Here is a 14073-nt window from a genome sequence, read left to right on the forward strand (position 1 = left end):
ATGTCTTAGCCCTTTACTTATTGAATTAACTTCAACGTTGACTCACGTAACACAACCCTTGATGCTTACGCTATTTCATTACCTATTTCCCATCTTTCATATCTTTCAGCATTTCTTCGGTTGTAATTTTTGCGCTTGTAAGTACGATTGGTACGCCAGCGCCTGGGTGTACGCTTGCGCCTGCGAAGTATAAGTTAGCATATTCTCTACTTACATTGGGTGGTCTATAATAATTACTTTGTGCCAATGTTGGCATTAAACCAAATGCTGATCCGAATTTAGCATTGTATTTATCTTTGAAATCTTCTGGCGTAAATATCATTTCTGTCACTATATGTTCTTCTATGTTGTTTAATGATTTTACAGTTGATAACTTTTTATAAATGATATTTTTCGCGTGTTTGATGGATTTCTCATCTGACCAATCGACTTTACCTGTTTTTAATTCTGAAACAGGCATTAATACATATACACCTGTTTTTCCTTCTGGTGCTAACGTTTCATCTTCTACGCTAGGAGCGTATACGTAAATGGATGGATCTTCTGATAGTTCCCCTTCGAAAATCTCTTCAATGTTATTGCTAAAATCTTCTGAGAAAACAATATTATGTATCAAAAGTTCATCTGTTAAGTCTTTGTCTAAACCTAAATACATTAAAAATGCTGAACAGGAATATTCCATATTATTAATTTTTTCAGTAGTATATTTTTTAGGCTGGTTTTCTTTTTTTATTAATTCTGATTTAGCATAAGGAAAATCTGCCGTGCATAATATTTTGTCATATTTTTCAATTTTACCATTTATTTTTAGACCTTCCGCACGCTTCAACCTTTGATCAATTATGATTTCATCAACGCTTGAATTCGTATAAATTTGAGTGCCTAATTCTCGATTTAACTGTTCAAGTGCATTTACAAAACTATACATGCCACCTTTGATAAAGTGAACTCCAAACATAAGCTCAATCATAGGTATAATTGAATATAAAGAGGGGCTACGTTTTGGATCTATACCAATATACAACGTTTGAAATGCTAATAACTTTTGAATTTTTTCATTATCTACATATTTTGCAATAAGCTTATCAGCAGTATCGAGTGTTTTTAATTTCGAGCCTTGGTATAAAGTAAATGGATTATAGAAATCTGTTGGCTTTCTAAAAGCACGCTCCAAAAAGTATTTACGAGCAATTTCGTATCTTTTGTATATGTCAGTTAGAAAAGACATGAAGCCGTGTGTGGAACCAGGTTCAATACTTTCTAACATGTCTTTTAGTTGAGCTAAATCCGTCGGAACTCTTACTTTATCATCCTCACTAAAATAAACATCATAAATGTAAGGTAACTGTTTAATTTCTAAGTATTCATCCATGTTTCTGTTTGCGTAACTGAATACATCACGATATATTTCAGGCATCATGACAATAGTTGGACCCATATCAAACGTAAATCCATCTTGTTTGATTTGGTTCATTCTACCACCAACTTGCTCCCCTTTTTCATATAGATCAACTTGATGTCCATTTGCAGATAACCTTGCTGCAGCAGCCAAGCCTGAAACGCCTCCACCTACAATTCCAATCTTCATGGTGTTCCCCTCCTTTTATATTTTGACATGATTTCATTATATATTGATATCTTTCTCACTTTATTTACATAAACTTTTGTATGCAAAGTGTAATTCGATTTTCTTACTTCTTCTAAAATTTCAAAATAAGCACGAGCAGCCAATTCAATAATATATTGCACATCTTCATCAAAATATTTAATTCTATTTAAAGCTTTTTCATACAGTAGACGTGCTTCATAAGCATAACTCTCCCATAGATTGATATAGGATTTTGTAACACCATGTTGATAAATGTCTGATAGTTTTATTTCATATTGATTTAACTTCTCTTCACTTATATAAACTCGATTTTCTTTAAAATCTTCCCCAACATCTCTTAATATATTAGTGATTTGCATTGCTTTACCTAAATCAATACCAGCTTCTCTTGCTGATGAATAATTACTATGATTTTTCGAAGCTAATATAGGTATCAATAGTTCTCCAACTGTACCCGCAACACCGTAGCAATAATTAAAGAACTGTTCTTCCGTCTTAATTTGACGTAATTCTAAATCATTTTTAACATATTGGATTAATGTTAAGAGAGGTTGATGTGGTATAGCATAATATTTCAGTGTGTCTTTAAATGCTCTCATAATAGCAACATTACTTTCAAAATCTTTAGAATCATCATTATAAATAGCATCTAAATCGGACTCTATTTTTAATAACTGATTTAAGTCTTGATCTCTATCAATACTATCGTCTATGATACGACAAACCGCATAAACAGTCCAAACTGCTCTTTTTTTATCTATTTTTAAAAAATCAAAAGCATTAGAAAAAGTTTTTGAGTGGGTCTTCATAATGTTATGACAATAATTATAGTCTTTATCTAACTGTTTCATTCCTTCTCACCTCTATATTCCAATTTAGCATTCAAATCTATTTTTCTATCTTTCCATTTAACTGTTTTAAAAACATGTATATCCATCCATGATTTTGCGTGAATGATGACAAAGCATAATGAAAAAACAGGATGTAATAGTGATATTACTTTATTAAAATTCCCTACTCTTTTAATTAAAATTAGAAATTGTAACGCATAACTTCCATACATTATTAACGATATTATCAGAGCTTTCATACTTTTCTTTAACCCAAATATTATGAGTAAGACAGATGTAATTGATCCAAATAACCAACTCATCGTCATAAACATCACACTTCGTTTCGTGATAGATGAACCTGAAGCAAAATGTTTAGACCACCCATTGACTAAGCTGGATAATCCTTCTGGATACATTCTAAAGTTAACGATATTTGCTCCTTCATATATTTCCACAGGTAAGCCTAACTTGTCATAAGCTTTGCTAATCGCAAAACCTTCTATAATAGCTCCTTGTGCGTTGAGATGCCCTTCAGTTGTTAAATAATCTTGTTTATTTGTAAATACAACTGGTCCAAAAGCTCCTATATTTTTATTGTTGTGATGCTTATATGAAAATGCGTTCATACCGACTAATGTAAATAAATTAAAGATAGCTGATAAATTTTCATATTTATTCTTAATCATATGGTATGGCTGAATAGATAATAGGCCTTTACATGACTGCTTCTCATATTGTCCGTATATACGTGATAAGCTTTCTTTTGCTGTCAATTCAACGTCAGCATCTATAAAAAGTAAAAATGAATGACTAGCTTGTAATGCTCCTTGCCAACACGCATTAGATTTACCTTTATATTTAGAGTGCCCGCTCACTTGGATTGCCTTGGCACCACATGCTTCAGCGATACCACGAGTATCATCAGTAGAGTCATCATCAACGACTATTACTTCAGTCCTTGTATTGTTTGCATTGATAGATTTTAATAACTTCGGAAGATTAGATCGTTCATTTCTAGCAGGTATAATAATACTAATTGGCGGTGTTTCTGCTGTCATTTGGTTAACATCAATCAATCTTCTGTAAAGGAACATCAACTTGCCGCTAATCATCGACCAAATAACAATCATTAATGAAATAAAATAGTTTATTACGATCATTTAATCACTGCTTTCTTTCTTTTGAATCAGCATATCTGCAACTTGCATTCCACTTAAAGTAACCATTGGCATACCTGCTCCAGGGTTAACTGTTCCACCAACAAAGTATAAATTATTAACGTATTTACTATGTTTAGGAAATTTAAAACCTTTATTTTTCTTACGATCAGATACTACTCCGTATATAGCCCCTTTATGCGAACCATACGTTGAAGCAATTCTATTGGGCGTCCATATATCTTCATATACGATATGTTTCCTTAAATCTGTTAAACCCATACTTTCTAACTTATCCAGAATTAACTCATAGAATGCTTTGTATTGTGCTTCAGTAAAAGGTTTATCTTGTATATAAGGTATATGCGGTAAAATTTTTATATTTTCGTACCCATTAGTTGCTTGAGTAGCGTCCGTTTTATTAGGATTTACAACATAAATCGTTGGATCTTGAGGTAATTGATATTTATGAAACACTTCGTCATAGTTCCTTTTAGAATTCGATGAAAAGAAAAAGTTATGATGCTTTAATTGAGGATACAGTTTATTCACACCTAAATGGATAACATAACCTGAGCTCGCAGGTTCGTACTTTTTTTCTAATTTATCTATTTTGTTTTGTTCGAAATTTAATAATTTTTGATATAAAGGCAATACTTCCATATTTGAAATAAAGTAATCAGCATAAATTGTTGGACCGTTTTCTAAAGTGATAGATTCAATATCTTTAGAATCATTCAAATGCATATCAATCACTTTCTCTCCTAAATGAATATTCACGCCTGATTCTTCTGCAAGTTGTTTCATCGCATCTGCTAATTTGTGAATACCACCTTCTACGTACCATAAGCCTTCTTCAAACTGCATTTGAGGTAAAAGTGTTAAAACTGCTGGGGCATCATAGGAAGAAGACCCAACATATTTAATGAAATAACCAAGAATTTCTCTTAAATATTCATTAGTAACCCTCTTGTTAATGGCTTGTTGCATCGTATGAAAATAATCGAATTTCTTTAAAGCTTCAAAAGGACCATGATATTTAACAATAGAAGTTAAACTATCTAAACCCTCATTAAAGTAGCCTTTTTCTGCAATATCATGAATGCTTTTCGCATAATTCATAAAATTGTTGAGTTCTTTTGCATCTTTTTCAGTTACCATTTCATTATTTTTTAAAATATCTTCTATTTGATCATAAAAATCTAAAACCGTGCCATCTGGAAAGAAATTTCTAATTTGTAAATCAAGCTTTTTAATAGTGACATAATCTTCTAAATTACGGTTACTATAATTAAAAAGTCGCTTAAATATTTTAGGCATCGTTAAAATAGAAGGCCCTAAATCAAATCCAAAGTCTTCAACATCTAAGCGATTTACTTTCCCACCAATATGATTATTTTGTTCATATAAATCTACTGTATAGCCTTCTTGAGCCATTCTAATGGCAGCAGAAATACCACCTAAGCCACCTCCAATGACAACTATATTTTTATTCATTGTGTTTCCCCTTTCTTTCAACGAACTTTTTATAATAAAACCTTTCTAATTTCGGCCTATTATAACGTTGGACAATGATAATAGGTACATTAGAAACAATTGCGTATACAATATTTATAAGTTTAACTTTTCTAGATGATTTCAAGAATACTAAAGCTGGCAACATAGATAACAGATGTATAAATTCAGCCCTTCTCGTTTCTAAAATAAAATCATTGATGTACTGTTCAGATTCTAATTTTTCTATAGTCTTTTTACTTTTAATTGCGTGATTCATTTTGTGTCCATCTGGAAGTAATTTCTTCCAAGATTTCACTTTAAATAACTTTTCCCATAGCCTTCCTTCTGATTCTATTGGCCATGATTTAAATAAAAAATGATATTTTTCGAAGTAACGTTTATCTATTAAAGTACCCAATGTAGAAATAATCATTTGTACAACAAACCAGTACACAGAAATGGATAGTATTAGCCTTTTCATTATTTAATCTCCTAATGAGTTTTATATTAATTTAAAATTCGTTTGTGATTAAAAAAAGCGAGTCAGGACTTTAATCCCTCTAACTCGCTTTCATGGTGAATAACTTGGCAAGAGCTCTAATCTCTTGTTTAAATAGTACCCTATATATACTTATGTAAACTATTATTAAATAAAATTATTATTTAAAATATAAATTAAAAAATAATTTGAAAAACATTGGTTATAAATAGAAAATATTTTAAATATTTATATAAAATAAAAACATCAAACCGTTACTTTTAACTAACAGCTTGATGTTTTTAACTCTTGTATTTTAGAACTTTTCTTGTGGACGGAAGCTTTCTATATAAGCTTCATCTTCTGAATAAGGAACATTTGTAGGTCCAACTTTATCCATATCAACAATAATAAAAGCAGGTTTATTAAGTTGTAGTGCGTGCTCGAAAGTTTTATGGAATTCGTCTATATTTTCAACTACTTCTGCATGTATACCTACAGACTCACTTAGCATTTTAAAGTCTGGTGTATGAAGGTCCACACCTTCGTTATAATCATAAGCTGCACTTTGTAAATAACGTAAAATACCGTAGCCACCATCTTTAAATAGCAAAGTGATAACTGGTAAATCTTGTTCAGCAAGTGTAGCTAATTCTCCAGCATTGACCATAAATCCTCCGTCACCAGCCATATTAACTACGCGACGTTGTTTTGTGCCCATTTGTGCACCGATAGCTAATGGCAAGCCTTGTCCAATACCACCGCCTACTGTATAAATTGATGTGCGAGGTTTCGTAAATTGAATTAAATGATTGCCCCACCAGTATGCTGGCACAGTGACATCTCTTACGACTACATCATCTTCTGCTAGCAGTTGATTCATACTTTCAGCAATTTGGTTGTAAGGTGAAACATCATCGCTTAATGCTTTATACATCTGAGCTTTAATATTAGCAATTTGTTTAACATAACTTTCATCAATTTGTACATGCTTTGATTTAAGTGCATGATTTAATGATTCTAAAACTGTGTTTGCATCCCCAATGATTGATTTAGATGCAATATAGTTCTTATTGATGTGTTCTGGGTTTGAATTAATATCAATATGTGTTTGCGGTAATTCGAGCTCCCAATTCAGCGTATCTTCACCACGCAAATGCGTTCCGATTGTAATTAAAACATCTGATTCTTTCAATAATTTCGTAACTTCAGGATGTACTGAATTATTTGCTAAACATAGATCTGAAGTTTCTGGATATGCACCTTTACCTGATTCGCTCGTAATCACTGCGGCCTGCAATTTATTTACAAGGTGTTGTAAAGCGTCTGTCGCACCTGCTTTAATTACACCGCCACCTACCCAAATGATTGGTTTTTTCGCATTTACAATCGTTTCTATAACTTCTTCAGGTATCACAATATCTTGTTGTTCAACTTGAGTAGCTGTTTCTATTACTTCATGCTTCGGCAGTTTCACATGTTGTAAATTCGTAGGAATAATTGCTGTAATTGGTCCCGTTGGGGTATTTTGTGCTTCTTTTATAGCATGAGACATAAAGTCATGAATTTGATATGGTGAATCTAATTGATAAGCAGCTTTACTTGCAGCTTCCATCATGCCTAACTCATCTTTACATTCATGAATGTAACGCTTATGTTTACCGATATAGTTTGAATCAATCTCACCCGTAATATGTAAAAGCGGTGTTTCTGCATTCCAAGATTCTGTTAAAGAGCCCGCACCATTTCCAGCACCTGCACCAGTACTTGTAAGCACTACACCCATTTTTCCACTCGTACGTGCATAACCATCTGCCATATTTACAGCACCACTTTCACCACGCGCTGTAACAAGCTTAATGCGCCCGTCTTGGGCAATCGCATTATAAATCGGCATATTATGTATACTTACAATCCCAAAAATTGTATCGACATCTGCCTCTGTTAATTTATCTACTATGACATTTGCAACTGTATAATCAATTTTATTATTCATATTAATAACCCCTTTTATAAAATAATTAATAAAATCTAAAAGCTAGTAATCGAACTGACTATATTATGGTAACACTGTTTATTATTAATTCAACTTTCCATACTTTTATTTTTGTAGCATTATACAAATAATATTTTTAAAATGTATTATATCAACTCATTTCACTCAACTCATTTCACAGATATATCAGTATTTTGAACTTATATGTGATTTTGTGCAATTTGCTAAAAAAACTAATTTTATCTAGTATTATAGTGAACAACATTTTGGGAGGTTGCAAATATGGGACGATTACAAATGTATATAGATGGAATTTGGCGAGATAGTTTAAAAACTAGAGAAATTATAAATCCAGCGACAAGTGAAGTACTTGCACAAGTTACAGAAGGGAAACGTCAAGATGCGAAAGATGGGATTAAAGCTGCAAGGCAAGCGTTTGATTCTTCAAATTGGTCGGAGTTAGATGTGGAGACACGCGCAAATTATTTAGAAAAAATTGCCGATCAAATTGAAGCGCATGAAGATGAACTTGCTAAAATAGAAACTTTAAATAATGGAAAAACTTTAGCAGAATCCCGTTATGATGTCCAAGATTCAGCAAGTTGCTTTAGATATTATAGTGAATTAATTCAGAATGAAACACAGGAACAAACAATTGATAATGACGAAACAGAAAGCTTCATTGTTCACGAACCTATTGGAGTAGTGAGTTTAATTGTGCCTTGGAACTTCCCTCTTTTAATGGCTGTTTGGAAAATCGCTCCTGCACTCGCAGCAGGTAATACGATTGTCGTAAAGCCAGCAGAAAGCACACCAATGACATTACATCGTTTATTTGAAATATTTGAATCGGTTAGTCTACCGGAAGGTGTTGCAAACTTGATTATGGGCGATGGCGCAATTATAGGAGATGAAATGACATCTAATGATGATGTGGATATGATTTCATTTACTGGAAGCACAAAGACTGGCCAACATATTATGAGAAACGCTACAACTACACTTAAAAATGTATCTTTAGAACTTGGTGGTAAATCACCTAATATCATATTTGAAGATACAAATATTGATGCAGCGGTAGATATAGCGCTATACGGTATTTATATGGGTGCTGGACAAGTATGTACATCAGGTTCACGTATTTTATTACATGAAAATATTTATGATGTATTCGTAGAAAAGTTTACTGAGCGCGCAAGCAAAATTAAAGTAGGACCAGGTATGGATGAAAATTCAGAAATGGGTGCAATTACTAATAAAGATCAATATGAAAAGATATTAAATTATATTAATATCGGACAAAATGAAGGTGCCAAACTATTATGTGGAGGTTATCCATTAACAGAAGGTGAACATCAAAATGGATACTTCATCGCTCCTACAGCATTTGGTGATACTACACCAGAAATGCGTATAGTCCAAGAAGAAATTTTCGGACCGGTCGCTGTATTCCAAAAATTCAAAACTGAAGCTGAAGCAATACAACTTGCCAATAATACAAAATACGGATTAGCAGGCGCTGTGTTCACAGACGATCAAGAGCGCGCCCTTCGTGTTATTCGTAAAGTAAAAGCAGGTATCACGTGGGTTAATGATTACCATACTGCTTTCAATGAAAATCCTTGGGGTGGCTATAAACATTCTGGTATAGGCCGAGGGTTAGGTACTTACGGTTTAGAATCTTTCCAAGAAGTAAAACAAATCAATATTAGTAAGCAATTAAATAAAATAAATTGGTTTAGCGAGTAATTAATAAAATACAATTTCAAATAGCCTCTTTCAAAGTAGACATTAAAACTTAATTCTTTGAAAAGGGCTTTTTCTATTAAAAATCGCAAATATAAAATAGAAAGATATTCTATTTTAATATACTGATATACCTATTACTATCACTTTTAGAGCTATATAATACCAAATAAATATAGTGATATAGTAAAAATATTATTGAATTGATTTTGAACATGGGTTATGATAACGGTATTGATTATTATAGTACATGGCATGTACTAATAGATAAGGAGTTGTGCTTTTGAAAAAACCATTTGAAATTTTTATAGAAGACATTAAAAATATAAGACGTGTGCCGTTTGTAATTATATTATTATTAGGGCTTTCAATTTTGCCATCATTCTATGCTTGGTTTAATTTAAGTTCTACATGGGACCCTTACAACAATACTGAAGGTATTAAAATTGCGGTCGTAAACGAGGATAAAGGTGCCAAAGTTGAAGGGAAAGATATTAACGTAGGTGACCAATTAGTTAAACAATTAAAGAAAAACGATAAGTTCGGATGGGAATTTGTAAATCGTAAAAAGGCTGACAATGGTGTCGAAAAAGGTGATTATTATGCTTCTATATATTTGCATAAGACTTTTTCTGAAGAAGTCACAAGTATATATAATAAAAAACCAAAGAAAGCAGTCATCGATTACAAAGTAAACGAGAAATTAAATGCTATTGCACCTAAAATGACAAACGCTGGTGCATCTTCAATTGTAGATTCTTTAAATAAAGAATTTGGCGAGAATGCTACGCAAGCATTATTAAAAGAAGCGAATCAAGTCGGTTTAGACATTGAAAATGAATTACCTACTATGAGTAAAATTAAAAATGCTGTATTTACCGCTGAAGATAATCTTCCTAAAATAGAAGAATTTAAAGAAAAGGTAATAGAAATTGACGAACATCAAGATGACATCACTCATTATAAAGATGAATTCGAAGCGCTAGGTAATTACAAAGGAGATATTAATGAAGGTGTAGACAAGATTAATGAAGTAAACAGTAAAATGGGTGAGATTAACCAAGCTGCTAAATTAATTACTGCGCTTAATGCTAAAATGCCTGAAATTGAAAGTGCATTAGCAAAAGCTAATAAAGTACAAGAGCAATTTCCTAAAATAAATAAAGGTGTTCCTCAAGGTATTGAAGCATCTGAAAAAGCATTAACGGCTATCAATAAAGCAGAACAATACTTGCCTGAATTAAATAATAAATTGGATAAGTATGAAGCAGATGCTAAAAAAGCTCAGGAAAAAACTGAAAAAGCTAACGAAAAATTGAAATCAGAAGAAGACAAAGATAATAAAGATAACAAAGAACAATCAGATTCAAATAAAGAAGAACCTAAAGATAATCAAAATAAAGAGCAACAAGATAATAATAAAGAAAAAGAAGAAAATAAAACTGAAGAACAACCTAAAGAGCAATCAGAAGAACAAAGCGAAGAAGATAATAATACTGATCAAAGTGCTGAGGAGCAAGAAAATAATAAAGAAAAATCAGATGCTTCAAAAGAAGAAACAGAATCAACTGAAGAGAATGAAAATGGAAATGATATCGTAACAACTCAACAAGCTTACGATGAAGATGGAGAAAACGCTAATAAAGAAGACAATCCAGACAACAATCAATCTTCTAAAGAAGTATTAAATGATCAAGAATTAAAAGAAATGAAATCAGCACTTAGCGAATCATTAACAGCGCTAGCAGACTACAGCAATGAACAAGCAACAATGAATAAAAAAGATTTAGAAAGTATGCAGTCAATCAATCAAAGTATATTGATGAGTCAAGACAGCAAACAACTTGCAGATACTGTGAAAAATAATCAATCACGATTAAAACAAGGTGTAGAATTTAATAATTCAATGATTGATATTTTAAATGAACTTAAGAAATCTGAAGGTATTGATACTTCAAAAGCAATTTCACAATTTGAATCAGCTAACAAAGATTTACAAAGTGTAATTAATGGCCAAAGCAACCTTATTAACGCTTTAAATGACGGTAAATCTGGAAAAGAAGAAGTATTGGCATTAGATAAATTAATAGATTCTAATTTACTATCTTTAGATAATTTAATGAAATATACGAGCAGTGATTTTAAAACTACCTTAATGGAAGGCGTCAATCAAATTAATCAAGCGTTAAATAAAGGTATCGACGATATCTCGACTATCAGAAGTTCAATGAACATGATAGAAAATGTCATTCAAACTGGAAAAAGCTCATTACAAAATGGGCACGATTTATTAGTAAGCATTAATAATGAATTGCCAGAACTTGAAAGAAAGTTTAATAACATTAATGAAGTTGCACAGACAAACTTCCCTAAATTTAAAGAACAAGTAGGTAAAGGTGCTTATTACGTTGAAAATGAACTGCCAAACGTTCAATCAGAAGTAGAAAATTTAGCACAGTTTTCAAATAATGATTTACCAGCAATGATTGATAAATACGATCGCGCTGTTCAATTAGTAGATGACAACTTGCCAGAAGCACAAAAAGAAATTCATGACTTAGCAGAATTTGCACGAAATGATTTACCAGGTATTGAAAAAGATATTAAAAAAGCTGCAAACAAAGTTAGAGAAATAGATGAAGATGATACTGTTCATGAACTTATAAAATTATTAAAAAATGATTTGAAGAAACAAGCAGATATTATCGCACATCCAATAGAATTAAAAGAAGAATCGTTATTTAGTGTTCCTAACTACGGAACAGCTAGTACACCTTTCTATACATCTTTAGCTATTTGGGTAGGCGCTTTACTATTATCTAACTTATTAACGACAGACATTAAAAATCCAGAAATTAAGAATAAGTATTCATTAAGACAAACATTCGTTGGAAAGAGCTTTATATTCATAATTATAGGTGTTATGCAATCAATCATCGTGTCACTAGGAGATATGTTTATCTTAGGCGCTGCTATTGATAATAGACTATTATTTATATTACTATCTGTACTCGTTTCGATAGTATTTATCAGCATAGTATATACATTAGTATCTCTATTCGGTAACGTTGGTAAAGCTTTAGCAATCGTTATAATGGTATTACAAATTGCAGGAGGCGGTGGAACATTCCCTATACAAGTTACACCAAAATTCTTCCAGGCAATACACCCATTCTTACCATTTACTTATGCTGTAGATGCATTAAGAGAAGCGGTTGGTGGTGTAGTACCAGAAATTTTAATTTATAATATAATATTCCTAGTATTATTTGGAGTCGTTATATTCACAATAGGATTTATCGTTAAACCGATACTGGATCCATGGAAAAACAAAACAAGTAAACGCGCTGAAGATAGTTATTTAATGGAATAACTTCATGTAGCAAAATTAGTCGCCCAATCCGTAGAAATTAACTACTGGATTGGGCGATTTTATTTATAATATTAATCTTGAAAGTGCATGCTTGCCTAGGGGTATGGTTCGAGCCTGTAGTCTCTCACTCATACTATTCCCCCGGGCGTCAGCACTTTCTAAAACCATTAAAAAAACAGCTACTTTCTAATATGACACTGCACCCTTACTAAGGGAACTCAATAAAAACACTATTTTCTAGGCTGCTAATTCCCTATATTCTATAGGGGATAAGTAGCCGAGTATTTGTTGAATTCTAACTTTATTATAGTTTTCAATGTAATTTTCTACAATATCTATTACAATGGTATTAGAGTTTCTAAGCTCACTGTTTAAGTAGAATGTTTCACTCTTTAGAGAGCCATGAAAACATTCTATTGGGGCATTATCAGCTGGCGTTCCCTTACGGGACATGCTTCTGGTAATGTTTTTTCTGTACATAGGGCATAGTATTCATAAGAGGTATACACACTTCCTTGATCACTATGTAATATAGTCCCTGGTTCCAATTGAAGTTGTTTTAATGTCTCATTTACTAGTTCTTGATTTTGGTTTTTACCAATTTTATATGCCACAATTTCACCATTGTAAGCATCCATGATAGATGAAAGATACAACATTGTATTCCCGAAGGGTATATAAGTGATATCTGTTAAAAGTACTTCTAAAGGTTTCTCTGCTTTAAAATTTCTATTCAATAGATTATGTGTCTTATAATATGGATTCCCTGGTCTTTTCGATTTCTTCACGCGTACTTTACAATTTAAATTATGTTTTTGCATAATTCTTTGTACTTTCTTGTGATTAATTGTTTTATTATTTTTTCTATTTAACAAGCCAGTTATTTTTCTATAGCCATATGTAAAACGATGCTTCTTACATAGTTCTATAATTTCATTTTCATCCTCAGATATACTGAAATCTTTGTTTTTCCATCTGTAATAATTAGATTTTGGAATATCTAAAACTTCTAAAATGAGTTTCACTGTATATTTAGATTTCAATTCATTTACTAACTCGACAACTACTTCTGGGACCACTTCCTTTCCAATTCTTTGTACTTTTTTAAAATTTTATTCTCTACTTCTTTGCGTTTCAACTCAATTTTAAGTGTTTCAACAGTACTTAACTCTTCGATACCTTTTCCGTAGGAATATTGTTTTCCTACTTGTTGATTGAACCTATGTGTTTCACCATTTCTATACCATTTCCACCACTGATCAACTTGGGACTTATTTTTAATGTTTAAAGTATCCATAATTTCTCTTGTACTATATCCTTTAAGTTTCATTTCTACTACTTTATATTTTATTTCAACTGAATATGCTACTCTTTTCATAGAAAA

At 31.9% G+C, this 14073-nt stretch carries 8 protein-coding genes and 1 pseudogene; 2 read left to right on the plus strand and 7 right to left on the minus strand.

What is annotated here, in order from left to right; translation table 11 throughout:
• Window positions 1-82: 82 nt before the first annotated feature.
• The 6 genes from LQ688_RS09835 to LQ688_RS09860 form a co-directional block, all read right to left on the minus strand.
• Window positions 83-1588 (minus strand): phytoene desaturase family protein, encoded by a 1506-nt coding sequence (locus tag LQ688_RS09835; protein ID WP_064204711.1) that lies wholly within the window; start codon window positions 1586-1588, stop codon window positions 83-85.
• Window positions 1585-2460: a phytoene/squalene synthase family protein gene (locus LQ688_RS09840; protein ID WP_182093622.1), complete on the minus strand. Its 876-nt coding sequence runs from the start codon at window positions 2458-2460 to the stop codon at window positions 1585-1587. The genes LQ688_RS09835 and LQ688_RS09840 overlap by 4 nt, the downstream gene beginning before the upstream one ends.
• Window positions 2457-3602, minus strand: a complete 1146-nt coding sequence (locus LQ688_RS09845) for a glycosyltransferase family 2 protein (RefSeq protein ID WP_017000417.1) — start codon at window positions 3600-3602, stop codon at window positions 2457-2459. The genes LQ688_RS09840 and LQ688_RS09845 overlap by 4 nt, the downstream gene beginning before the upstream one ends.
• Window positions 3603-5096, minus strand: coding sequence for a phytoene desaturase family protein (locus LQ688_RS09850; RefSeq protein WP_064204709.1), 1494 nt, complete (start codon window positions 5094-5096; stop codon window positions 3603-3605).
• Complete coding sequence (locus LQ688_RS09855; RefSeq protein ID WP_017000418.1) at window positions 5089-5577, minus strand: glycosyl-4,4'-diaponeurosporenoate acyltransferase CrtO family protein; 489 nt, start codon at window positions 5575-5577, stop codon at window positions 5089-5091. Before LQ688_RS09855 ends, LQ688_RS09850 begins: the two co-directional genes overlap by 8 nt.
• A gap of 313 nt (window positions 5578-5890) precedes the next feature.
• Window positions 5891-7570 (minus strand): thiamine pyrophosphate-binding protein, encoded by a 1680-nt coding sequence (locus LQ688_RS09860; RefSeq protein WP_017000419.1) that lies wholly within the window; start codon window positions 7568-7570, stop codon window positions 5891-5893.
• 282 nt (window positions 7571-7852) lie between these two features.
• Between LQ688_RS09860 and LQ688_RS09865 the strand changes: the two genes are divergently transcribed.
• Together LQ688_RS09865 and LQ688_RS09870 are read left to right on the plus strand one after the other, a co-directional pair.
• Window positions 7853-9319: an aldehyde dehydrogenase family protein gene (locus LQ688_RS09865; protein WP_182093624.1), complete on the plus strand. Its 1467-nt coding sequence runs from the start codon at window positions 7853-7855 to the stop codon at window positions 9317-9319.
• Window positions 9320-9593: 274 nt separating this feature from the next.
• On the plus strand, window positions 9594-12689 hold the full coding sequence (locus LQ688_RS09870; RefSeq protein WP_239732595.1) for a YhgE/Pip domain-containing protein: 3096 nt from the start codon (window positions 9594-9596) through the stop codon (window positions 12687-12689).
• 237 nt (window positions 12690-12926) lie between these two features.
• Here LQ688_RS09870 and LQ688_RS09875 read toward each other — a convergent pair.
• Window positions 12927-14067: pseudogene (locus tag LQ688_RS09875) on the minus strand (IS3 family transposase).
• Between the last annotated feature and the right edge of the window lie 6 nt (window positions 14068-14073).

This window comes from Mammaliicoccus sp. J-M40, from assembly GCF_022386395.1.
Taxonomy (GTDB): domain Bacteria; phylum Bacillota; class Bacilli; order Staphylococcales; family Staphylococcaceae; genus Mammaliicoccus; species Mammaliicoccus lentus.